The organism is Pseudomonas sp. GQ91 (assembly GCF_059758795.1).
In genome coordinates this window covers 389,938-414,068 of sequence record NZ_JCAXED010000004.1, presented here as the reverse complement: position 1 = coordinate 414,068, position 24,131 = coordinate 389,938, and the positions used below count along the sequence as shown (strand labels likewise).

Annotated in this window: 19 protein-coding genes; 7 read left to right on the top strand and 12 right to left on the bottom strand. The window is 61.4% G+C overall.

Going from position 1 to position 24,131, the window contains the following annotated elements; genetic code table 11:
* Positions 1–163 precede the first annotated feature (163 nt).
* The 7 genes from mrdA to AC6CIA_RS08570 all read left to right on the top strand — a co-directional run bounded on the left by mrdA (position 164) and on the right by AC6CIA_RS08570 (position 8,580).
* Positions 164–2,056 carry a penicillin-binding protein 2 gene (gene mrdA / locus AC6CIA_RS08600; RefSeq protein WP_498311502.1) on the top strand — a complete coding sequence of 631 codons (1,893 nt, stop codon included), beginning with the start codon at positions 164–166 and terminating at the stop codon, positions 2,054–2,056.
* A 110-nt stretch (positions 2,057–2,166) separates the two neighbouring features.
* Complete coding sequence (locus AC6CIA_RS08595; RefSeq protein WP_498311501.1) at positions 2,167–3,207, top strand: M4 family metallopeptidase; 1,041 nt, start codon at positions 2,167–2,169, stop codon at positions 3,205–3,207.
* A gap of 10 nt (positions 3,208–3,217) precedes the next feature.
* Entirely contained in the window at positions 3,218–3,532 is a 315-nt protein-coding gene (locus AC6CIA_RS08590; protein WP_339532908.1) for a protealysin inhibitor emfourin, read from the top strand.
* Positions 3,533–3,638: 106 nt separating this feature from the next.
* Positions 3,639–5,996 carry a DNA polymerase II gene (locus AC6CIA_RS08585; RefSeq protein ID WP_498311500.1) on the top strand — a complete coding sequence of 786 codons (2,358 nt, stop codon included), beginning with the start codon at positions 3,639–3,641 and terminating at the stop codon, positions 5,994–5,996.
* Positions 5,997–6,045: 49 nt separating this feature from the next.
* Positions 6,046–6,678: a glutathione S-transferase N-terminal domain-containing protein gene (locus AC6CIA_RS08580; RefSeq protein ID WP_498311499.1), complete on the top strand. Its 633-nt coding sequence runs from the start codon at positions 6,046–6,048 to the stop codon at positions 6,676–6,678.
* Positions 6,675–7,916, top strand: a complete 1,242-nt coding sequence (locus tag AC6CIA_RS08575; protein WP_498311498.1) for a flavin monoamine oxidase family protein — start codon at positions 6,675–6,677, stop codon at positions 7,914–7,916. The genes AC6CIA_RS08580 and AC6CIA_RS08575 overlap by 4 nt, the downstream gene beginning before the upstream one ends.
* A gap of 130 nt (positions 7,917–8,046) precedes the next feature.
* Positions 8,047–8,580 carry a DUF4174 domain-containing protein gene (locus AC6CIA_RS08570; RefSeq protein ID WP_498311497.1) on the top strand — a complete coding sequence of 178 codons (534 nt, stop codon included), beginning with the start codon at positions 8,047–8,049 and terminating at the stop codon, positions 8,578–8,580.
* Positions 8,581–8,700: 120 nt separating this feature from the next.
* Here AC6CIA_RS08570 and AC6CIA_RS08565 read toward each other — a convergent pair whose 3' ends face one another.
* From AC6CIA_RS08565 to AC6CIA_RS08510, 12 genes are all read right to left on the bottom strand, one after another.
* Positions 8,701–10,107, bottom strand: coding sequence for a lipid II flippase MurJ (locus tag AC6CIA_RS08565; RefSeq protein WP_498311496.1), 1,407 nt, complete (start codon positions 10,105–10,107; stop codon positions 8,701–8,703).
* Complete coding sequence (locus AC6CIA_RS08560; RefSeq protein WP_498311495.1) at positions 10,107–10,928, bottom strand: acyltransferase; 822 nt, start codon at positions 10,926–10,928, stop codon at positions 10,107–10,109. The genes AC6CIA_RS08565 and AC6CIA_RS08560 overlap by 1 nt, the downstream gene beginning before the upstream one ends.
* A complete protein-coding gene (locus AC6CIA_RS08555) occupies positions 10,925–12,328 on the bottom strand; it encodes an O-antigen ligase family protein (protein WP_498311494.1) in 1,404 nt (467 codons plus the stop codon). The genes AC6CIA_RS08560 and AC6CIA_RS08555 overlap by 4 nt, the downstream gene beginning before the upstream one ends.
* The gene (locus tag AC6CIA_RS08550; protein WP_498311493.1) at positions 12,328–13,431 is read right to left on the bottom strand and encodes a glycosyltransferase family 4 protein; all 1,104 of its coding nucleotides are present in this window, start codon (positions 13,429–13,431) and stop codon (positions 12,328–12,330) included. Before AC6CIA_RS08550 ends, AC6CIA_RS08555 begins: the two co-directional genes overlap by 1 nt.
* Complete coding sequence (locus AC6CIA_RS08545) at positions 13,422–14,636, bottom strand: glycosyltransferase family 4 protein (protein ID WP_498311492.1); 1,215 nt, start codon at positions 14,634–14,636, stop codon at positions 13,422–13,424. The genes AC6CIA_RS08550 and AC6CIA_RS08545 overlap by 10 nt, the downstream gene beginning before the upstream one ends.
* Before the next feature lie 25 nt (positions 14,637–14,661).
* The gene (locus AC6CIA_RS08540) at positions 14,662–16,002 is read right to left on the bottom strand and encodes a glycoside hydrolase 5 family protein (RefSeq protein ID WP_498311491.1); all 1,341 of its coding nucleotides are present in this window, start codon (positions 16,000–16,002) and stop codon (positions 14,662–14,664) included.
* Positions 16,002–17,180, bottom strand: a complete 1,179-nt coding sequence (locus AC6CIA_RS08535; RefSeq protein ID WP_498311490.1) for a glycosyltransferase — start codon at positions 17,178–17,180, stop codon at positions 16,002–16,004. The genes AC6CIA_RS08540 and AC6CIA_RS08535 overlap by 1 nt, the downstream gene beginning before the upstream one ends.
* Complete coding sequence (locus AC6CIA_RS08530) at positions 17,180–19,159, bottom strand: GumC family protein (protein WP_498311489.1); 1,980 nt, start codon at positions 19,157–19,159, stop codon at positions 17,180–17,182. Before AC6CIA_RS08530 ends, AC6CIA_RS08535 begins: the two co-directional genes overlap by 1 nt.
* Positions 19,160–19,235: 76 nt before the next feature.
* Positions 19,236–20,030 (bottom strand): polysaccharide biosynthesis/export family protein, encoded by a 795-nt coding sequence (locus tag AC6CIA_RS08525; protein WP_498311488.1) that lies wholly within the window; start codon positions 20,028–20,030, stop codon positions 19,236–19,238.
* 6 nt (positions 20,031–20,036) lie between these two features.
* Positions 20,037–20,948, bottom strand: a complete 912-nt coding sequence (locus AC6CIA_RS08520; RefSeq protein WP_498311487.1) for a glycosyltransferase family 2 protein — start codon at positions 20,946–20,948, stop codon at positions 20,037–20,039.
* The gene (locus AC6CIA_RS08515; RefSeq protein ID WP_498311486.1) at positions 20,948–22,423 is read right to left on the bottom strand and encodes a mannose-1-phosphate guanylyltransferase/mannose-6-phosphate isomerase; all 1,476 of its coding nucleotides are present in this window, start codon (positions 22,421–22,423) and stop codon (positions 20,948–20,950) included. The genes AC6CIA_RS08520 and AC6CIA_RS08515 overlap by 1 nt, the downstream gene beginning before the upstream one ends.
* Positions 22,423–23,862, bottom strand: a complete 1,440-nt coding sequence (locus tag AC6CIA_RS08510) for an undecaprenyl-phosphate glucose phosphotransferase (protein WP_498311485.1) — start codon at positions 23,860–23,862, stop codon at positions 22,423–22,425. Before AC6CIA_RS08510 ends, AC6CIA_RS08515 begins: the two co-directional genes overlap by 1 nt.
* Positions 23,863–24,131 lie beyond the last annotated feature (269 nt).

Here is a 24,131-nt window from a genome sequence, read left to right as displayed (position 1 = left end):
GGGCGAGCGGGGCGCCTAGCCCTTGCTCGCGAAAAACCTCAAGGATAACGCTTGCTACCCGACACACCCGCTCCACACTTTGGTATGGTGCAGCACCTTTCCAGGGACTGATCGTTTAACCGCAGGACGCGGCATCCTCACTGTTCAACGAGATGCTGTAGCAATGCCCGCTCCGATCCCCCTCAAAGATCATGAAAAAGAACACCGCCTGGTCAACAAGCGTCTGTTGGCCTGTGGGATGTTAGTGCTGTGCGTTACCTTTGCCCTGGTAGCGCGAATGTACTTTCTGCAAGTGGTGCAGTTTGATTATCACTCCACCATCTCTGAAAACAATCGAGTCCATGTCTTACCCCTCCCGCCGGCCCGCGGCCTTATCTATGACCGCAACGGGGTGGTGCTGGCTGACAATCGTCCCAGCTACAACCTGACCATCACGCGTGAACGCGCCACCGACCTCAAGGGTGAGTTAGACACTATCGTCACTCTCCTGCATCTCCCGGCAGAAGATCGAGCATCGTTCGACAAGGCGCTGAAACAGGCGCGCCACCCATTTGTACCGGTGACGTTGTTCTACCAACTGACCGAAGAGCAAATTGCCGTATTGGCCGTTAACCAATTCCGTCTCGCGGGTGTGGACGTGGAGGCTCAGTTCGTTCGTCACTATCCGTTGGGCCCTCACTTTGCGCATTCCATCGGCTATGTGGGCCGCATCAACGAGAAAGAGTCGAAGACCCTGGATTCGGTGGAGTACCGTGGCACGCAGTCGATCGGGAAGACCGGTATCGAGCGTTTCTACGAGGCACAGCTGCATGGACACGTCGGTTATGAAGAGGTCGAGACCAACGCTCAAGGCCGAGTCTTGCGCGTGCTCAAGCATACCGATCCGATTCCGGGCAAGAACATCGTGCTCAGTCTGGATGTGCACCTTCAGGAAGCCGCTGAAAAAGCCTTGGGTGATCGCCGTGGCTCAGTCGTTGCCCTCGATCCTGAAACCGGTGAGGTCCTGGCGATGGTCAGCAAGCCGAGCTTTGACCCGAACTTGTTCGTCACTGGTATCAGCTTCAAGGCGTATGCCGCGTTGCGTGACTCCCTTGACCGGCCGCTGTTCAACCGGGTATTGCGCGGACGCTACGCACCGGGTTCGACGATCAAGCCGGAAGTCGCCATCGCGGGCCTCGACAGCGGCGTGGTCACCGCGCAGACCCGCGTGTTTGATCCCGGTTACTATCAGCTCCCGAATTTCGATCACAAGTACCGCAACTGGAATCACAGTGGTGACGGCTGGGTCGACATGGACGCCGCGATCATGCGCTCCAATGACACCTATTTCTACGACTTGGCCCACAAGCTGGGCATCGATCGTCTGCACGACTACATGGCTGAGTTCGGGCTTGGCCAGAAGGTTTCCCTGGACATGTTCGAAGAGTCGGCAGGCTTGATGCCGTCCCAGGCATGGAAACAGGCGACACGCCGCCAGCCTTGGTTTCCGGGGGAAACCGTGATTCTCGGCATCGGCCAAGGCTACATGCAAGTCACGCCACTGCAATTGGCCCAGGCCACCGCGCTGATCGCCAACAAAGGCGTGTGGAACCGGCCGCATCTGGCCAGGAGCATCGACGGTGTGCCGCCAGTGGATCGAAATCCCATGCCTGACATCATCCTCAAGGATCCGCGGGATTGGGAGCTGGTCAATCAGGGTATGCAACGGGTGATGCATGACCCACGCGGAATTGCCCGTGCCGCGGCCGCCGGCGCGCAGTACCGGATTGCCGGCAAGAGCGGCACGGCGCAGGTGGTCGCGATCAAACAAGGCGAGCGTTACAACCGCTTGAAGACCTCGGAGCGCAATCGTGACAATGCCTTGTTTGTCGGTTTTGCTCCGGCAGAGCATCCACACATTGTGATTTCGGTGATGATCGAAAACGGCGAGGCGGGTGGTCGTGTGGCCGGTCCCGTCGTGCGGGAAATCATGGATGCCTGGTTACTGGATCAGCACGGTCACTTGAAGCCGCAGTACGCGGTTCCCGACAAAAAGTCGGACAAGTCCCACGTCTGAAACACGCATCGCCGCGTCCGCAAAACTCTGATTCAATGCGCTCTAAAACGAACCTCTGGTGCCAGACTGACTCACAACAGTAACGATCATAGTTTGACAGGGAGTTGCCCATGCCAGGCCCGCGCGATTATCAAGGTTTCATTCCGCCTTACATTCTCCATCGCCTGATTGACCATGGTTCCGAGTGGCAACGCTCGCGAGCCATGCACACCCTTACCCACGTTCGCCAGTTGCATGGCGAGTTTGCACAATCCGCACAGCCTCCGGTCGTGAAGGCCGTCAAGCCGGGCACGGTGCAACGCCACATTTATGATGCGCAGAACTTGACCGTGCTGCCCGGCGCCCTGGTGCGGATCGAGGAGCAACGGGCTAGCGGCGATCCGGCAGTGGACGAGGCCTACGACGCCCTGGGTGCGACCCACGATTTTTTCTGGAGCGTTTACAAGCGGGATTCCATCGACAACCGTGGCTTTGCCCTGGCGGGCACTGTGCACTACGGCGAGGGCTATGAAAATGCCTTCTGGAACGGCGCGCAAATGGTCTTCGGCGACGGTGATGGCGAGGTGTTCCAGCGGTTTACCCGGGCCCTCGATGTAGTGGCCCACGAGTTGACCCACGGCATCATCGAGAGCGAAGCGGGGCTGGTCTACCGCAATCAGTCCGGCGCGCTCAATGAGTCGATTTCTGATGTGTTCGGTGTCCTTACCCGGCAATACGTCCTCAAACACACCGCCGACCAGGCTGACTGGCTGATCGGCGCGGATCTGCTGGCGGACAAGGTCAAGGGCCAAGGGCTGCGCTCGATGTCCAATCCTGGCAGCGCCTATGACGATCCGGTGTTGGGTAAAGACCCGCAACCGGCGCATATGCGCGACTTTATCGTCACCCAGGATGACAACGGCGGCGTGCATCTGAATTCCGGCATCCCCAATCGTGCGTTTTACCTGGCCGCCAAGGCGTTGGGCGGTTTTGCGTGGGAGCAGGCCGGGCAGATCTGGTACGACACCTTATGTGATAAACGCCTGGACAATGATGCGGACTTCCAGGGTTTTGCCACACTGACTGTCGAGAATGCGCTACAGCGCTTTGGCCCCACCCAGGCGCAGGCGGTACAGCAAGCCTGGGTGCAGGTGGGCATCAACCTGGCATGAGGAGAACGTCATGAAAACCCTGCCACCCTTGGGTGACGAAGCCACGGTCAAACTGTCCCGCCAGGGCGGTGTGGCGGCGATCCAGGCGTTGACCCGTCCGCGGGAAATCGAGTTCGCGCAGTGTGATCTCGACCAGCGCCAGCGCATCCTGAATGTTATTGAAGGCTGCCTGCCCTTGGATTCGTCGCAGGCGGGGCAGGGCGACCGGCGCTTCTATCAGATTGAAGTGCGCGTTCGCCTGGACGATCAACTGATGCTGCAGATACCTGAAGATCAGGCGCCCGGAGAGTTGGTTCTGCTGTGGGACAAGGGCCAGGTGTCCTGAGGCGGTAACCTCAAGCAGACGCCGGTCGCATTCGGCTGCTCGTGCCCAGGACCTTGGCGACTGGAGTAGAATCGCGCCCTGAAAGCGATTCTTGAGGTGCGGTACGGTGGACTTACAGCAGGGTTTTGTCCTGACCCGGCATTGGCGCGACACTGCCGCGGGAACAGAGGTCAGCTTTTGGCTGGCCACCGACCATGGCCCACGGTATATCCGCTTACCGGTACAACCTTCGGTGGTGTTTATTCCGGTTGTCCATCGCAAGCCCGCTGAAATGCTGCTCAAGGGCGAACGCGAGGTCGAATTGCGCCCACTGCAACTGTGTGACTTCCACCACCGTCCGGTGCTGGGGCTCTACACCCGCCATCATCGTCAACTGATGGACCTGGAAAAACGTCTGCGTACAGCCGGGGTGGATGTCTACGAAGGTGATGTGCGTCCGCCCGAGCGCTACATGATGGAGCGCTTTATCACCGCACCGGTGTGGTTTGGCGGTACCCCGGGCGAAGGTGGAATGTTGCTGGAGGCGCAGATGAAACCTGCCCCGGACTACCGCCCGCCGCTGAAGCTGGTGTCCCTGGACATTGAAACCACCGCCAAAGGGGAGCTGTACTCCATCGCCCTGGAAGGTTGCGGCGAGCGCCAGGTGTACATGCTCGGCCCGCCGAACAAAACCGATGCAGTGGATTTCAAGCTCGACTATTGCGATAGCCGTGCCCAGTTGCTCGAGCGCCTGAACCAATGGCTGGCGTTGCACGACCCCGATGCCATCATCGGTTGGAACCTGGTGCAGTTCGACCTGCGCGTCCTGCATGAACATGCCCAGCGCCTGAACGTGCCGCTGTTGCTGGGGCGCGGTGAAGAGGCGATGAACTGGCGCGAACATGGCAGCCGCAACCATTACTTTGCGGCCGCTGCCGGACGGTTGATCATCGACGGCATCGAAGCCCTGCGCTCTGCCACCTGGAGCTTTGAGTCGTTCAGTCTGGAAAACGTCGCCCAGACCTTGCTCGGCGAAGGCAAAGCCATCTCCACACCGTATCAGCGCATGGACGAAATCAACCGCATGTTCGCCGAGGACAAGCCCGCACTGGCGCGCTATAACCTCAAGGACTGTGAGTTGGTGACGCGGATTTTCGAAAAAACCGAATTGCTCAAATTCCTCCTTGAACGCGCCAGCGTCACCGGGTTGCCGGCGGATCGCAACGGCGGCTCAGTGGCGGCCTTCACTCATCTGTACATGCCGCTGATGCATCGCCAGGGCTTCGTTGCGCCGAACCTGGGCGACAAACCCCCTCAGGCCAGTCCCGGCGGCTTTGTCATGGATTCGCGTCCCGGCCTGTATGAGTCGGTCTTGGTGCTGGACTACAAAAGCCTGTATCCGTCGATCATCCGCAGCTTCCTGATCGACCCGGTGGGTTTGATCGAAGGCCTGCGCCATCCCGACGACAGCGAGTCGGTGCAGGGTTTTCGCGGCGCGCGTTTTTCCCGTAGCCGACATTGCCTGCCTGCCATCGTCGCGCGCGTTTCCGAAGGCCGCGAAGTGGCCAAGCGTGAGCGCAACGCGCCATTGTCCCAAGCCCTGAAAATCATCATGAACGCTTTCTACGGGGTACTCGGTTCTAGCGGTTGCCGGTTTTTCGACACCCGCCTGGCCTCATCGATCACCCTGCGTGGCCACCAGATCATGCGCCAGACCCGCGAACTGGTCGAAGCGCAAGGCTATGAGGTGATCTATGGCGACACCGACTCCACCTTCGTCTGGCTCGGCAGCGCGCATTCCCCGGAGCAGGCAACGCGTATCGGCCAGGACCTGGTGCAACACGTCAACCAATGGTGGCGTGAGCACCTGCGCACTGAGTACGGTCTGCAGAGCGCGCTGGAGCTGCAGTACGAAACCCATTTCAGCCGCTTCCTGATGCCGACCATCCGCGGGACGGAGGAGGGCAGCAAAAAACGCTACGCCGGGCTCGTCATTCACGCCGACGGGCGTGAGGAGATGGTCTACAAAGGCCTGGAAACCGTGCGCAGCGATTGGTCGCCGCTGGCCCGTCAATTCCAGCAAGCGCTGTATCAGCGGATCTTCCGGCGCCAGCCGCATCAGGACTATGTGCGTGATTACGTGCGCCGCACCCTCAGCGGCGAGTTCGATGAATTGCTGATCTACCGCAAGCGCCTGCGCCGACAGTTGGGTGATTACGAGCGCAATGTCCCGCCGCACGTGCGCGCAGCTCGCCTCGCGGATGAGTTCAACCTGCGCCAGGGTCGCCCACGGCAATATCAGAACGGCGGCTGGATCCGTTATGTGATGACCGTTAACGGTCCCGAACCCTTGGAAGTACGCCAGGCGCCGATTGATTACGATCATTACGTCACCCGGCAATTGCAGCCGGTGGCCGATGCGATTCTGCCGTTTGTGAACGACGATTTCGGCACCCTGGTCGGTGGGCAAATGGGCTTGTTTTAAGGCCGGAAAGACGCTTCACTCTGGCCCAGGACTTCAAGGAGGATTACCCATGTATACGCTCTACGGCACCCGCAACTCCGGCTCCTGCATCATTGAGGTTGCCCTGCAACGCTGCGGCGTGCAGTGGCGTCAGGTTGAAGCCAGCCCTTGGGGAGATCCCGCCAGCATGGAGGCGCTGGCGCAGATCAATCCGCTCAGGCAAATCCCTACGCTGCAACGGCCTGACGGCAGCGTATTGACGGAAAGCGCGGCGATCCTGATTCACCTGGGGCTTGAATACCCGGCGTCCGACCTGCTGCCCCATGACTCGGCCCAGGTCATTCGCGGCCTGGTGTATATCGCCGCCAACTGTTATTCGGCGATCAGCATCATCGACTATCCACAACGCTGGCTCGACAGCGAGGATGAGCAACTGCAAGCCTGCCTGGCCACCGGAACGCGCAAACACCTGCACAGGGGCTGGCAGCTGTTTGCCGATCAGTTTGCCGGGCAATTGTTGTCAGCGCAGTCCATGCCGAACGCCTTGGGCATCATGGCGGCGGCCGTGTCCCGCTGGGACGGTGCCCGAGACCTGCTGGCACATTCCCGGCCTGAGTGTGCCCAGATCCTCGAGCAGGTAGATGCCGACCCGCTGGTCGCTCCAGTGTTTGCCTGGCATTGGCCGAAGTGGCCGCAAGAATGAACATGCCGTTCGCTCGGCCGATTGCCTGGCATGTGACGCGCTGGAGTGAAGATCCCTACAGTCAAGGCGCCTACAGCGCGCTGCTGCCGGGAGGTGACGGGGCGCTTCGTCGTTTGCTCTCGACGCCCGTGGACGGGCGTCTGTTTCTCGCCGGAGAAGCCTTCAATCATGACCACAGCGCCATGACCCACAGCGCCTGGGAGAGTGGCCGAGGGGCCGCGGCCGACGTCATCGCGAGCGCTGCGCGGAAAGTCATTGTGGTGGGGGCCGGTTTCGCCGGTCTGGCGGCGGCGGGTGCATTGCGCGCCCAAGGCCTGGAAGTGCTGGTACTGGAAGCCCGCGAACGGATTGGCGGTCGGGCGCACACCTTGTCCTTGGCGGGGCACGCCGTGGACGTGGGCGCGGCCTGGTTGCAGCAGTATGAACGCAACCCCTTGGCGCGCCGCGCCGAACAGCTCGGGTTGTCGCGCTGCATCACGGACTTTTCCCAACCGCTGGCCGCGGCGTGGGATGGTCCGTTACCGGACATCAATCCAGCCTATGAACGATTGCGCCAGGCCATTGATCGTTCTCAGCCCCTGGCCTCAAGCGTCGACGCCTATCTGGCCAGTCTCGATCCCGACGAGCGTCGAGCTGCCAACTACGCTATTGACGCCAACCTGGTGCTTGAAGCTGGATTGCCCCTTACGCAATTGTCGGCTCAGGTGCTGGATGAAGAAGGTGTCGGGCATGGCGATCAATTTCTGCCGCAGGGATATCGGCAGTTGCTGGAAGACGCCGCGAGCGGGCTGGATATTCACCTCAAGTGTCCCGTGCAGCAGATTGCTTGGGACCGACATGGCGTACGTGTCGATGAGTGGGCAGCCGACTGTTGTATTTGCACAGTGCCGGTGTCGGTGCTCAAACAGCTGCGCTTCAGCCCGGGGCTGCCCCAGGCGTATCAGCAAGCATTGAGGTGTTTCAGCATGGGCCGTCTGGAGAAGGTCGTACTGCAATTCGACCAGCGCTGGTGGCCGGTATCTGCTGGTGGCTACCTGCGCTGGTATGACAGTCCACCCAATTGGGGCGAGTGGCTGGATTTGACGGCGGTCAGCGGCACGCCGCTGATTGCCGGCCTGATCGCGGGAGATGCGGTGGATCGGCATATCACGGGTAAAACTGATGAGCAGATAGCGCTGCAGGCCTGTGAAAAACTTGCCGCCTGGGCCTCGGCAATCAAAAGAAACAATGAGCCCTGAAACTCCTTGACCCCTTGCGCCGCCTGCGTCCTGGCCTACGCTTCTGAAAGTGGCGTAGGAATCATCCTTGAATTTGATTGTCGCAGACATGAAACTCAAGAACCCTGCATGGAATTAAAAGGAGGTGCGCATGCTCATCCGGTCGCTGACACTGGCTACCTTGATGGCGTTTACTGGGCCATTGTTGGCTGCGGATAACCGAGGCCCGTTAGAGCAAGATCTGGGCAAATTCCGCCCACTGATTGTCATCGCGCCCAGCTCCATCGACCCGACTCAGGTCAAGCTCAAGAAAGATCTTGAAGAGGCTGGCAACAAGCAAAAATTCACCGAGCGCAACATGGTGCTCTATACCGTGAACTACACCAACATCGGCACCGTCGGACAGCGTGACGGCAAGGACCTCGGCGCCCAGGAGACTAACGCGTTGATCCGTGCGCTGAAGCTGAGCGCCAGTACCGGCACCAAAGTCATCCTGGTGGGCAAGGACGGCGAGAAGAAAGTCGAGAAGACCGTGCCCCCCGACACCCTTGACCTGGCAGAGTTTTTTGCCGCCATCGACAAAATGCCCATGGCGGAAAAAGAAGCCGCTGCAGCGGCTGAGCCGGAGCCCACCGCGCCGGCTACTGGCGACGCCGGCAAAGCGCCTCAAGAACTGAACGATTGAGTGTCGCCCCTGTAGGCGCGAGCGTGCTCGCGAAAAAACCGAGCGCCGCGCAGTCAGTTTGATTGTTTGCGTGACGGTAGAGGTGTTTCGCGCATGGCTCGCTCATACAGGCGCGTGGCCTCACTGTTTCCACGGTTTGCACCACGCCCCTAATCCCACCAGCAGCAGCGCAGCGGCGAGGGTACTCAATCCCAGCTGCCAGCCCTCATTGTGCAGTGGATGCAGTACCAGCGCCGCCACTCCTAGCAGCACCACACTCAGGCCCCACTGCAATGGCCAGTTCAGTTGCCCCAGCAGTTGCTGGCGCTGCATCAGCAACAGATTGGTGACGATCACCCCGCCCAACGCCGCCAAGGCGATTCCCGGCAGACCGAAAAAATACGGCAGCAGCATCAATAAGCCGGCGTTGACCAGGCTGCCCGACAGTTCGCAGTTGAGCGGCAGGCGCGTATCTCCGCTGGCGTAGGCATAACGCGCAAGCATGGCGTTCCAGGCGCCGAACACCAAGGGAGTGGCGAACCAGGCAAGCAGTACCGGCAAGGGGCCGTCGGCGCCTTGGGCGGGCATCAGCAGATGCATCAGTGCCGGGCTGGCGCCGATCAGACCGAGGGCGGCGGGCAGGCTCAGCAGCATTGCCGCGTCCAGCCCACGGCGCAGCAGGATCAGGCGCTGTTGGCCGTGTTCTCCACTCATCAGGCCCAGTAACACTTGGTTGAGACTCATCAGGGCAATCAGCGGCAGGTTGATCAGTTTGCGGGCCAGATTGACCCAAGTCACCGCACCTTCACCGAGGTAGCTGGCGATCAGTCGCTCGAGCAACGCCAGACCCTGACTGGCGGCATTGCTCGCCAGTAACGGGCCGATACGTCCCAACAGCTCGCGTCCGGCCTGGGCATCACCCTTGAATTGCCACGGTCGCCAGCCAAATGCCCAGACCGCTACCAGCAGCGGCAGGCACATCAGCACGCTACCTGCAAAAAAACTCATCGCCAGCTCCGCGCTGTCGCTGGACGCGCCACAGATCGACAGATACAGCACCGGCGGCAGGTTGAACAGTAACGAACCCAGCCCCGGCAGCACAAAACGCTGGCGCGCCTGTAGCGGAATACTCAACAAGCCATGCATCACCAATCCCGGCGCGCAGGCCGCCAGCCAGCGCAGGTTGGCCGCTGCCTGGTCCTGAGCGGCAGCGTCCAGCCCAGGGCCGATCAGGCGCACCCATAACGGCGCGCCGAGCGCCAGCAAGGCAAACAACCCCAGGCCCACGCCCAGCAGGCGCGGCGACAAACTGGCCAGCCAGGCTTGCTGGCGCCGCGGCTCACGTTGTTGATAAAGGGGCAGCGCGGCGGCCGCGAGCAAGCCGGCGGCCAGGGTCATGCGCAGCGCTTCGGGCAAAAACACCGCCACCAGAAAACTGTCGCTACGGCTGCCCGCGCCCCAGGCGGCCACCAACAGCCATTCGCGGGCAAAACCGGCCACCAGCCCGGCGAGTGTCGCCAGGGTCAGCCACAGGGTGCTGCCAAACATTAATGGAACAGGGTGAACAGGCCTTTGCCACCCACCTTGTAGTTCAGGTCGTGGGTGCGCTCGCCCATGATTTTGGCGCCGGTGCCGCCAATGATTTTGTACGGCGCCACGGTTTTACCGACCACGGTGTTGGCGGATACCACCGATCCGTAGCCCAGGCGGGTGCCGAAACCGATCAGCGCGCGGCTGCCGATCCATACGTAGTCGTCGATGTAGATTGGCCCGGAAATCGACCAGAACTCCGGTGCCTGCAAGTCGTGGCTACCGGCGATGATCAGCACATGGGAGGCAATCGCCACATGGTTGCCGATCACCAGGCCGGCGCGCGCGTCGATCTGGCAGTGCCAGCCGATGACCGTATCGTCACCGATCACCAGGTTGTGGATGCCCAGCACTTCGGTGTTGCGCCACAAACTGCTGCCCTTGCCGATTTTTGCGCCTCCCAGGCGCAGCCAGACCAGGCGCACATGGTGGCTGGGTATTTTGTTGATCAAGATGTTGTAGGCCATGTCCCATGCGCACCGCCATCGATCCTTGATCGTTTCCCAGTTCTTGCCGTAGCGCGGCAGCAACCTGGCGGGAATGTCTTGTTTCAAACGATGGTAGAGTCGGCGTGCCACCGGCTGTTCGAGGGTGGGTTCAAGGTCGATCGAACTGATCCAGAAGCGCTTGTTTTCGCCATCGCCCTCTTCAAAAATCACCTCGTTGGCCAGCGACCACTCCAAGGCCTCCTGCAAGTCTTCCAGGCTCACGCCAATTTCACCGGCCAAGGCCGGCAGCCTGTCGCGCAAATCAGGGGAGTGCAGTATCCGGTGTTTCATGGTTGGTTTTCCTTTGGCACGGAAACGAGAGCTGGAGCGGTAACGTTCGCACGCAGGCGAACTTGCTGCAGGCTGATGCCCATCAGCAGCCAGAACAGCGCGATCAAGACAAAAGTGAAGCTGAAGTAGTGGTCGAAAATCCCGGTCAGCAGTGCCGCCAGCACGCCACACACACAACCCAGCCACAGAGCGTTTTCGGCGGTAATTTTGCGAACCTGCCCCAGAGGCCGGACTTCGCGCCACCACAACACGGTGACCGTAATGAACAACAGCATCCCCGGAATGCCGATCTTGTAGATGAAATTCAGCCACAAGTTGGAAATCCCCAGCAGGCCGCTGCCGGGCACCGGTGGGTCGACCTTGAAGCCAATCCCCAGCGGGTAGCGCGCCATGACTTCGGGGAAGCGTGCGTACTCGTCAAAGCGGATTTCAGTACTGGCGTTGGTGCTCGAGAACATGCTCATCAAGCGCTCTTGCAGCGGTGGATAGAACATCACCAGCGCCACGGCCAACGCGGCGCCGATGCCAATGATTCGCCCGCTGTTGGGCACGCGCTTGTAGGCCAGCCAGACCAGGACCAGCGCCAGGGCGACAATGGCCCCCCGGGAAATACTCAGCAGCAGGCCGGCGCAGCCCAGCACCGCGACGCCCAGGCCCAGGGCCCGGCGCCAGCCGGTGCGGGTCCAGCCATAAAACAGCGCCAGTGGAATAAACAGCACCAGCACGCCCCCGGTCAGGTTCGGGTGGACCCAGGGCGAAGCCATGCGTGTGTAGTTGGCGGAGAAAATGTCCTTCACCGCTTCGGGGTGGGCGTACTTGAGGTCGGTGAGAATATCGATCATCGACATCGCGTTGCGCGTCTTCAGAAACATGAAAATCGACAACAGCAGCATTGCCAGGTTGCCCAGCAACAGGGCGACCACCACTTTGTCGCGGTCGGCCTCGGTACGCAGCAGCAGCGGCACGATAAACAGCAGCGACAGGTTCATCAGCCAGCGCACCCAGTTCACCAGTCCATTGCCTTCGGCATGAATGATGAGCATGCCCCAGATAAACGCAAGGGTGCTGAACAGCATCAGCCACATCAGCGCCCGCTCGGTCGGGCGCCACAGCAGGAAACCGCGGGTCTTGCCGATGAACGACTGCCAGAACACCCCGACCCAGGTCAGCCCCAGCACGGCTTCGCTGACGGTGGTGCGAATCCCCAGTTGCAGCGTGGTGTAAGGAACACTGGTGGCCAGTACGGCGAAAATCAGCAGCCCCCACAAAGGATGGCGGATCAGGGTCAGGGCCACGCCGACACCGGCCACGACTATCAGGACCTTCATCGGCGGCAGGACCAGCAGCAGGCTGCCGAAGACCAGGCCCAGGAGCAGACTAACGAGTTTTCCTGGCTGCATTAGCGATTCAATCCCTTGAGCAAAGTATCCAGATGCCGGCGATAGGCCGGTTCGGCAAACCGCCGGGCCCACGCGTGTTGGGGCTCGGGGTCAACTGGGGTCTCGGAGGCTGCCAGCGACAGCATCAGCGTCTGCAGTTGCTCCGGGTTATGGGGGTCAAAACGGGGGGCCGAGGGCGGCGCGACTTCATCCAGCGCCGAGCCGCGAGCGACGGCCACCCGCGTTCCGACACTCAATGCTTCGACCACCGGCAGGCCAAACCCCTCGGCATAGGACGGCTGCCACAAACACGCTGCATGACCATAGAGCGCTTGCAATTGGCCGTCTGACAAGCCGCTGTACCAATGTAGCCCGGCCAGTTCGCCGAGCGGTGCGGGCACATCACTGGCGTGGCCGACCAGTACCAAGTCCGGCACGTTGGCGTCTTTGGCGCGACAGGCCTGCCATTGCTGAAGGAAAAACCGCATGTTCTTGCGTGGCTCACGGGTTCCGACCACCAGCCAGTAACGCGATGGCACACCGTCGGGCAATGGTTGCGCGGCCTCGGTAAACGCCGGTACCAGGTTACTCAGCACCCGAAACTTGGCGCGAGCCCACGGAAACAAACGTGCAGCCTCGCTGCAGGAAAACTGCGACGGGCACCACACCTGGTCGGCCCGCCACACGGACCAGGCAATCGAAGCCGCGTCGATCAAACGATAGGCCAGGGCCTTGAGTCGGGAGCGATGGAAGTTTCGATGGGTCAGTTGAAACAGGTCGTGCAGCACCAGTACATAACGGGTCCCGGCGGGTTTATGGCCCAACGGCAGGCCCATGTTGGCCGTGGCGATGTACAGATCGATACGCTGCTCGCGGATCGCCCTGGGCAAGAAACCACGTTCGAAGCGCATCCGCACCTGAGGACGCTGCAGGCCTTCCAGCGGGCTGGCCCAGGTCGGACACATCGCGGTTGCGCGCTGCGGATGATCCAGTGGTGCTTCGCTGAACACCACCACTTCGGTGTCGTCGAGCGTACGCAGGGCTTGCTCCAGGGCCTTGACCTGACGAGCGATACCCGATGACGGCGCGACCGTCACGGGACGATAATCCAGGGCTACGCGCATGTTTTAGGCTCCTGACGGGTGGGCAAGGCGCGATAGATCTGCTCCAGTTCGTTAGCCGCCACCGCCCAGTCGTGATGGTCACGCGCATAGTCACGTGCGGCGTCGGCCAGTTGGCGCGCCATCGCCGGCTCGTCCAGCAGACGGACAATCGCATCGGCCAAGGCTTCGGCACTTTCGCCCGCCAAATAATGTACTTGCGGCTGCACGGCAAGCCCGGATACGCCTTGTGCGGTGCTGACCAGCGGCAGGCCGGCGGCCATTGCCTCCAGCACTTTGAGCTTGGAGCCGCCGCCATGGCGTAACGCGGCGACAAATCCCGCGCAGCGACGTTGCAACGCCGTCAGGTCCGGCACGAAACCCAGCCACTCGATGCGCTCGTCCGGCCAACGGCTACGCCAGTGGTCGGGCAGCCCGTAACCGACCACGGCCAGACGCGTGCACGGGCACTGCAGCCAGACCCTGGGGAAAATCTCCTCGAGCATCCACTGCACCGCATCCAGGTTCGGTGCGTATTCGTAGTTGCCGACAAACAACAGGCGCTGGCTCTGTGGATCGGCGCTTACGTCACTGAAGGCACGACTGTCGACTCCGTTGACCACCACGCTGATCGGCGTTGAACTGAGGGTACGCATGGCGTGTGCATCCGCCTGGGTGACGGCGATGACATGACGGGCGGCGTCGAACGTTTTGCGTTCCCACAATCGGCAGCGCCATTGGTCGTATCGCACAAACAGTCCGGCCCAGTTTGGAAACCGGTCATACGTGGCGCCGCCCAGGCTGGATTCCAGGTTGTGTTCGGTGAGCACGAAATCCCGCCCTTGTTGCCGCAGTGGTTTTAGAAAAGGTTGCAGGCTGTAGCTGTGCTCCACCTGGATCACGTCCCAGGCCTCGTTCAGCAGTTCGGCAAAGCGCGCTTGCAAGGGCGCCGACAGACCGTTGACGGTGGTCAACAGCGGCCAGGGCGCGCACACGCCGCCGAGCACGGTCATGGGGTGTTTGAGCGAGCGGCGCGGGAGCACGATCAGCCGCTCCAGCAACGGGGCAAGGGCCGCATGTGCCGTGGCGTCAGGCGCGGTTTTCGATTGCACCAGCAGCGTGATGCGATGCCCGCGCTCACTCAAGGTTCGCAGCAGGTGGTACTGCCGGGTCTTGCCGCCGCTGGTCATGGGCCACGGCAGATAGGGCACAATCCACAGGATTCTCACGTGCAGCTCTCCATGCCTGGGCGGACTACCACACCAGTATCTGCAAACTCGGTTTCAGCGCAGGGCGAATACCATTGTTGTCGTCAAGGGACTGCCGGGCGCCGGTCAACGGGTCCAGCAGTTCCGCGCTTTTCACGTCGGGTAACGTGATGCTGCTGCCTTCGGCGCTCCAGTACATCAACAAGCGTTTACCGTCGGCTCGGGTCCAGGCGACGCTGTAGAGGGTCGCCGGCACGTCCTTGAGCCGTGGCGTGGCGCCGGGCTTGAGGCGGGGGCCGGTGATTTGCAGAAAGCGGGCGAGGGCGGTGTACACCGGTTTCGCTTTGCCGTTCAGGTCCAGCAGGCCGTAGTGCTGGTCCCGGGCCGAGGCGCGTGCGTCGAGGTCGGAAAGGGCGAACAGGAAAATTTTCTGGTAATCCTGGGATGCCATCAATGCCAGGCGGCGCAAGGTGTAGTCGGCCTGGCCATCTTCGCCGATCAGTTCCTGCATCTCCTTGGGCCCGGCATAGCTGGACCAGCCCCACTCGGTTGCCCACACATGCTTGATCCCGGCGTTGTGCAAAATGGCGTTGAGCTGATCGCCGCGCAGCAGCACTTCGTTCTTGCCCGGCTCGTCGGTTTCCGGGGTCATCGAGTAGGGATGATAGGCCGCGACCATGCCCAACTTCTGTACACCCAGCGCGCCGAGGGCCTCAAACATCAGGGTTTTGCCCCGTGGCGGCATCTGGCTGTAGTAGGCCATGCCGCCCATGACCTGAAGCTTGCCCGGCGCGGCGATGTTCAAGGCCTGGTGACTGGCCAACAGCAACGCTCCGTACTCCTTGGCGTTCACTTCAGGGCGCCAGTTGTTGGGCAGGTTCTGTTCGTTCCACACCTGCCAGGCGTCGATGTTCGGATAGCGCCTGGCGAGCATCGCCAGGCGTTCGGCGTATACCTTGGCGTCCCGTGGGCCGTATTGATCCTGGAACGCTGCACCCTTGGGCGCGGTGGTGATAAACGGGGCGGAGCCGACCAGGTAGAACACCGAGCGGATTTTCTCCGCGGTCAGGGTCCGGTCCAGTTCATCGAAGGTGCTCAGTTGATAATCGTGCTGTTTGGGCTCCAGGCGATCCCAATGCAGATCGACCCGGACCCAGTCCAGCCCGAGTTTCTGGTACTGGTTGATCTGCTTGCGGTATTGCTCAGGCGTGAACCACAGAAAGTGCGCGTTCACCCCCAGGAAGTCTCGCCACACGAGGGTGCGCTCGGGCGCCAGGTTCACGGGCTCCGCGTCGACCTTCTCGCTCAGCAGCAGTGCGCTGCCGACGGCCAGCGCAACCAGTACAGGCCAGGAGCGCAACAGCGGGCGAATGGACGAAGGGTTCATCACAAAGGCTCCTTGCAGGCGTCGCGGAATAATTCGGCGAAACGCTGGGCGGTGTTGTTCCACTGGCGTTGGCGGCCGATGTCGGCGGCGGTGCCAGCCCATTGGCGAGCTTGGTGCGGGTCCAGCAGCAAGCGGTTCAAGGCGTTGCTCAGTGAGTCGATATCGCCCTGCCGGTAGGTGATGCCATTACCGCCGGCGACTTCTTCGGCGAAGGCGCGGGCATTGGAGGTAATCACCCCGCGTCCGCACGCATTGGCCCAGGACAGCGCGCCACTGGTGCCGCGCATCTGGCCGAGAAAACCCAGTTTTTTCGATTCGCGGTAGGGCAGCACCATCACATGGTGGGCCTGGATGGTGTGGGGAATATCTGCCGAGGGCAGGTCCAATTGCCAGTCCACCACATCGCTCAAGTGCAGCGCCGCGATCTGTTGGCGCAGGCCGTCGAGGTAGTTGCCCGAGGGGTCGAAAGTCATCTCCGGCGCGCTGCCGCCGGCCAGCGTCAGGCGCACCTGAGCCCGGTAGTGCGGGTGGGCCGTAAGGGTACGGGCCAAGGCCTGGAGCAAATCCTCAATGCCCTTCCCACGGTAGATAAAACCGAAGTACAGCAGACGTAGCGGCGCCAGCGGTGGCAGCTCAACCGGAGTGATGGACAGGTTGCCGTGGGCGATCACCGCCACTTGCTCGGTACGCAGGCCCATGCGCTGGCGCAGGCATTCGCCGCCGAGTCGGGTGAGGGTGATCAGGCGCTGCATGCCTTTGGCCAGGCGTCGCTCTTCATGCAGCGTCAGCGGGTCGGCCAGCAATGCCGCGGCCTGGGGCAGCGGAGGGGGCAGGCGTTCGAGCACGGTCAGCGGAAAAAACAATTTAGCCCGGCGCCAGATCAGGCGCTCCGGGTCATGTACGGTCGCGGTCAGCGGCAACTGCGGCTGGGCCCGACGCAGGTATTCCAGGGCCTGGAACTCGCCGAATCGTCCACCGCCGAGTTCGGCGTGGACCAGGTTCACGCCGCGCCAGTCAAAGGCTTGCAGACGCCGCAGTTGCTCGGACAGGTCCTGGCAACCTTCGAGGGGCGTGACCACCTCAAGGCCCAACTCGCGCAACGCGCAGCGCAGGTGCGCGGCGTAGTCGGCGATACCGGTCTGCTCCGGTGGCAGCGGTGCCAGCAAGGCAATACGCATCAGGCCACCCCGCGCCAGCTGTTGATTCGCGCCAGGACCTTGGCCGGCACTTCAAAGCGGCGACGGTTGAGGATCATGCCATCCACCTTGCCGAATGCGGTGGTCAGCAGCGACAGGGCATTTTCGGTGGTCGGTACGGTGCTGGTGCGGGCTTCGATCACCAGCACAATCTGGTCGGCGCGGCGCAGCATCAACAACGCCTGCGAGCTGGACGACAGCGCGGAGGCGTCCAGCAACAACACCTCGCCCGGCTGCGGCGCTTGCGCGCCATTCACCGAGACCCGGTGGCCGCGTTCTTCCAACAAGCGCTTGAGCTGCTCGACGATGAAGCTCACGCCTTCCCCATGACGCGCCGACGTCAGGCCGAGGGCAAAGCCCGCGCTGGCGATGCGATCAAGGGGCAGCAAACTGTACAGGCGATAAATGCTGGCGGTGACGGCCGCCGGCGTGGCGTCCTGCACGTCCGGGATGCTGCTCCACAGCGGCACCTGGAACATCTCCTGCAACCGTGTGCCATCGTGGATGCGCTGGTCCAACAGGTACAGCACATAGATGGTCAGCAAGCCCACGGCCACGCCGGCGGGAACGGTGAACAGTAAAATCAGCAGGCTCTTGGGAAACACCCGCGCCGGGTTCAGCGTGGCGTGTTCGATCAGGGCGATGTTGCTGATCTGGCTGCTGTCCAGCGCGTGATCGATGCGGGCCTGTTCAAGATTCTCCGAGTACAGCGCGTAGCTCTTTTCGGCAGTACGCAGTTGTTGGGTCAGGCGATTGAGCTCGGGTTCTTCGGTCATCACCCGGTCGCGTTCGGTGCGCAGGGCCTCGAGGAGCTTGTCGTAGCTGTCGATTTCCCCGAGCAGTTTGCGCTCCTGCAACTGGGCGTCGATCACTTGCTGTTTGACGTTGATCACCAGGCTGTTGGGCGCGGTGTTCTGTGAGCGTTCCAGGCGCGTGGCTTGCTGGGCGCTCAGGGCTTGCAAGTCGCGAATGTTCTGTTCGATCTGGTTGACCTGCGGCGTGCCCGGCAGGTAGGTCCGCAGCAGGCGCGCACGTTCCACTTGCAGCGTATTGAGCTGGCGCTTGAGGTCCAGTTGGGTCGGGTTGAGGCTGGTTTCCCGGGCGGTCACCACTTCGGCCGGCTGGTTCTTGATTTGCTCGCTGGCGTTGGCCAGGAAGCTGCGAATGCCCGATACCTGGTTTTGCGCGGACACCTTGGCGTCGGTGGCGCGGTCGATCTGGTTGGTCAGGTTTTCCAGGCGTGCTTCGACGCTGATCGAGTCGATTTGCTTCAGGCGCCCTTGCAGTTGGTCTTTCAGGCCCTGGATGGTGGCGGCGACCTTGGTGCCTTCGGTTTCATAGAAAGTATGCAGGCTTTTGCGCCCGAGAATGCGCGCACGTTCTTCCAGGTAGGCGTTGACCCAGGTCTCGACAATTTTCTGCGCGATGACCGGGTCGTCCCAGGTGAAGGCAATCTCGATCACCGACGAGCCGGGTTCATGGCTTGCCTCGAAATTCTTTTCCAGCTTGGTCGCCAGGCGCTCCAACGGGCTTTGCTTTTCTGCCAGGCCGACAAATTGCAGCACACTGCGCAGCATATTGAACACTTCGCCAATGGCGTTCTTAATGTAGAACTTGGTGACTTTCCAGAAACCTTGCGGCGGCTCGGATGTCATTGCCAGGTAGCGCTCGGCAACGATGTGCACGATCGGCCGGCCGGTGAGCATTTTCTCCTCGTCGACAATCGGATCATGTTGGGTGCTCGGGGCAACCAGCGTCTGGCGGTTGGCGGCCTCGATCGGCAGCGTGGTGTTATCCCGTCCAGGCTTGACCAGCAGGCGCGCATCGGACTCGTAGCGGGCCGGCAACAGGAAGGCGCCCAGCACGGCGATCACAAGGGTGGTGATCACTGCCAGTTTGAATTCGCGGCGGAAGATAAAAAACAGCCGCAGCAGGTCGCGTAGAGAGCGGATTTCGATCACAGGATCACTCCATTGAATAAGTGTTGTATGCCGGATGGAATCAGCAGGTTTGGGTGATTCCAAGCCTGCGCCATGATCATGGGGTGATTTGATAGACGGTATCGCCGGACTTGTTGTTGAGCTGATAATTCAAGCCCAAGCCAACCCCTTTGTTAACCGGAAACAATCGCGTGAAATACATGTCCACCGCTTCAACCGTGGCGCCAATCGTCGACTGCGGCACGTAAATCAAGTCGCCCCGCTGCAGCGCCACGCGCGGCTGATTGGGGTTGGTCAACATGCTCTCCAGGCTGATGAAGTACATCGTGTACTTGCCGTCGGCACCGGTACGCAGCAGCGCCACATTGGCGCTGTCCGCCGACGGCAATACACCGCCTGAACTGAGTAGCGCCTGCTCTACGCTGACGTTACCCGCCAGCTCGAAAAACGCCGGGTTAGGCACCGCGCCGCCGATAAACACCTTGTTGCTCGGCGCGCTGGCGATGTTCACCGTCACTGCGGGTTCGCGGTAAATGCGTTTGTACTTGTCGGTAATTTCCTTGCCCAGATCCTCCGGCGTACGCAATGCGGCCTTGACCCGACCAATGCCGGGGAGGGAGATCACGCCGTCGGGGCGCACGATGAACACCGTCATGTCATCGGCTGCCGCAGGTTCCTGGGCATCACGCACGATGCGCAGCGAGTCGCCGCTCTGGATCAGCACCTGCGGGGGCGGCAGGTCGGCCAGGGACAGCGCCGCCTGGTGACCGGCCTTGAGCGTAGCGTTATCAGGAAGCGGCACCCGCGCGGGGGTCGAACAGCCGGCCAGCCAGATTGAGGCAGTCAAGAGGCCGAGCAGGGTAAGACGGGAACGTCGGTTGGTAGTCTTCATGACGGCTCAAGTCCAGTAGGTGGAAAACATGCCCAGGCGCTGCTTGAGCGAGGTGGGCAGGTAGCGTTCAAGGTGGCCCAGGCGATAGCCCAGCAATTTAAAGGCACTGCGCACCACCACTTCGGGTGCGCGGTGCAGGGCGTTGGCCTCGCGCAAGGCGCGCAGTTCGGCCAGTACATAACGTTTACCTTCACCGCCGATGTCCCCGAACGCGTGGCGGATCCATGGCTCGCGGCCGTAGAACACGCCGATGTCGAAGTAGCGGTGAAACTCTTCCATGAGGCGGTAATCGTGGGAGTGATGCACCCGCGCGCTGGCGGCATAGCGCACGCAGTAGCCCGCGAGCAGCATGCGCGCGGCCACGTAGGCGTCCTCGCTGCCGATGACATCGCCCGGAAAACCGCCCACCGCTTGCAGGGCGCTGCGTCGGTACACGGAAAACGAGTCGGAGCTGAAGCAGGTCTTGATCCCGAGTTGTGGCGCATCGCTCAGGCGTTTGGTACGACTCTGCGGCGGATAATTGAAGTGCCGCGATTGCGCGCCCAGCACGCCGGCGCCGGGGTGCGGCAGTTGCCGACCGTAGGCCACGCCATTGAGCGGGTCGAGTTGCAGTTCGTTGACCAGGTTGGCGAAGGTTTCGGGTTCGGCGGGAATCGCGTCCTGGGTCATCACGATCACGACCTCGCCGCCGACCTGTTCGCTGGCCCAGCGCCGTGTGCCGCCGTGGTTGAAGCACTTGGCCTCGATCACTTCGACCCGTGCGCCGAACGCGCGAAAGCGCGCCACGGTGTCATCGCTTGACGCGCTGTCGACCACCAGGATTTCGTCCGGCTGCAGGGTCTGCATGCGCAGCGCCGGCAGCAGACGATCCAGATGGCTGGCCGCATTGCGGGTGGGGATGATCAGTGCGGTGCGCATCAGCTTTTCGGCTCTGTCGGCACGGCAGTCGCCGGTCCACGGCCGTAGATATCGTCAAAACGCACGATGTCGTCTTCCCCCAGGTACTCGCCGCTCTGCACCTCGATCATCACCAGATCAATGATGCCGGGGTTGGTCAGGCGGTGTTTGTGGCCGGCGGGAATGTAGGTGGACTCGTTCATGTTGAGCAGGATTTCCCGGTCACCATTGGTGATCAGCGCGGCGCCGCTGACCACCACCCAATGTTCGCTGCGGTGGTGGTGCATTTGCAGGGACAACGAGGCGTTGGGCTTGACCACGATGCGCTTGATCTTGAACCGGGTGCTTTCCTCCAGCACGGTGTAGGCGCCCCAGGGCCGGGTGACGGTGCGGTGCAAGCTGAACGCCGGATGGTTCTGGCGCTTGAGTTCGGCGACGATGTGGCGCACGTCCTGGCTGCGGTTGGCGTCGGCAATCAGAATCGCGTCCGGCGTGTCGACAATGATCAAGTTGCTGACACCCACCGCGCCGAGTACACGCTTGGGCGAGTCGATATAGCAGTGGTGGACGTCGTGCAGGATCGCCTCGCCGTTGACCTGATTACCCAGGTCGTCACTGGGCGTGAGCTGGCGCAGCGCTTCCCAGGAACCGATATCGCTCCAGCCGATGTCGCAGGGCACGACCGCGACCTGAGCGGATTTTTCCATCAGCGCCACGTCAATGGAAATATCCGGTGCGCTGCCGAAACCGTCGGCGTTCAGTTCGCGCTGACGACAGTTGGCGTTTTGCAGCGTCTGGCTGTGCTCAAGGGCGGCAACGGCGGCCTCCAGCACCGCGGGTGCGTGGGTGCTCAGTTGCTCCAGCAGGGTGCTCGCCTTGAAGCAGAACATCCCGGCATTCCACAGGTGTGCGCCGCCCTCTAGATACCCTTGGGCGGTGGCCAGGTCAGGTTTTTCGACAAAGCGTTTTACCCGGAAACCCTGACTCAGGGCTGCGCCTTGTTCGATATAGCCGAAGCCGGTCTCGGGCCGGTCGGGCTGAATCCCGAAGGTCACCAGATAGCCAGCCCCGGCGAGCTCGCGGGCCTGTGCCACGGCTTCGGCAAACGCGCTTTGATCAAGAATCAGGTGGTCGGCGGGCAGCACCAGCAGCAACGCCTCGCCACCGAAATGCTCCTGCACATGCAGGGCCGCGACCGCAATAGCGGCGGCGGTGTTGCGGCCGAACGGTTCCAGCAACAGGTCCAGTGCCAGAGGCGTGGGGTTGACGCCACGGTAGTCATCCAGCGTGCGAAACAGCAGGTCGCGGTTGGTTACCGTCAACACACGTTCCACCCCCGGCAAGCGGCTGGCGCGCAGGAACGTCTTTTGCAACAGGCTCTGGTCGTCGCGCATGCGCATGAACGGCTTGGGCATGTTCTGCCTGGAAACCGGCCACAGCCGCGTGCCCGACCCCCCGGAGATGATGCAGGGAATCAAGCCGTCGAGGGTATTCATCAGTAGACTTCCTTGGTGGACAGGACGGCCGGGACCGTCATGAAAACGATGTACAGGTCCAGCCACACCGACCATTTGGCGATGTACTCGAGGTCGTATTCGACCCGTTTCTGGATTTTGAACAGGGTGTCGGTTTCGCCGCGGTAGCCATTGATCTGCGCCCAGCCGGTGATGCCCGGCTTGACCCGGTGCCGCGAGCTGTATTCGCTGACCGCTTGCTCGAAAGGAATCCCGGCGGCCTTGGTTGCCGTGGCATGGGGACGCGGGCCGACGATGGACATGTTGCCCAGCAGCACGTTGAACAGTTGCGGCAGTTCATCAATGCTGGTCTTGCGGATGATCCGGCCAACGCGGGTGATGCGCGGGTCCAGGCGCGTGGTCTGGTGCTCGGCGTTAAAGTCAGTCTGCTCGACATACATCGAGCGAAACTTGAACACATGGATCAGGTTGTCGTTATAGCCAAAGCGCTTCTGGCGAAACAGCACCGGACCATTCGAATCAAGTTTGATGGCGATGGCCGTCGCCAACATGATCGGTGACATCAACAACAGGCCAGCGCTCGCCAGCAACAGGTCTTCGCAACGCTTGATAAACGGTGACCAGCCCCGCAGCGGCAGTTGCGACGTGTTGAACATCAGGATGCCGCCGACGTCGGTGATGCGGTTGTGGCCATAGCGCAGGGCGGCCATGTCTGGCACCAGCATGACGTTGACCGACATCTGTCGCAGGCGCTTGACCAGTCCGTTGATGCGCTGCTCGGCGGCCCAGGGCAGGGTGATCATGACCTGGTTGACCTGTTCGCAACGGATCAGTTTTTCCAGGTCGCGCGTGTTGCCCAGCAACGGCAGGTTGCTCAGTTCCTGGGGAATGCGTTCGGTGCGGTCATCGATAAAGCCGATCAGGCCGGAGCGGATGTCACTGTTGCGCGACAGGTGTTCGGCCACATGGATGGCTGTTTCGGTAAAGCCGAGGATCACCGTGCGCTGGAGGAATTTGCCGTTCTTCATCAAGTAGCGATAAAGGCGCAGCATCAGTATCCGCTCTACGCCGAACAGCGCCAGGCTCACGCAAAACCAGAACAACAGATTGCGTGGGCTTAACTGCGCAAACAGCTGCAGGATCTGGTACATGAACAGCAAAATGCAAAATGCCGAGATCCAGGCCACCAGCATGACCCGGAAACGCAAGCGATTGCTGAACAGGTCATCGGAATACACCCCCAAGGCCTGGAACAGAATGATGGTCAGCAGCGCAAAAAACAGCAGTAGGCCCAGGTAATGGCTGCGCATCTCCTGAGCGACCGGGTCTGGGTAGAACAGCAGGACCATTGCGGGCATGACCGCCGTCAAGCCGTGAAGTAATTTGACGAACACCACAAAAAACTCAACAAAGCCGGTGCGCGTCAAAAACCGACTGTCGATTGACGACTTCTCACGCATAAATCAACCCTCCAGGCACCACCAGTACTTCCCTGTTCGTGTGCTCATCCGTAAGGCAGGTTTGCTTTACAAGTGGCGCAACGCGAACGATTACTTTCGCTGGGTAAAACGCAGTTGCCTGTCTAATCGCAGGTTATTGGCTGGGCAGTGGCCTAATGATGGCACTCACTTGAAGTTAATGTCAATGTTTTGGCTTTTTTGTGTTTTTGTTTAATTTGAGTTCATAAGATACTATCGATATGACGTTTTGTTGACGTGTTTGTGGGGCT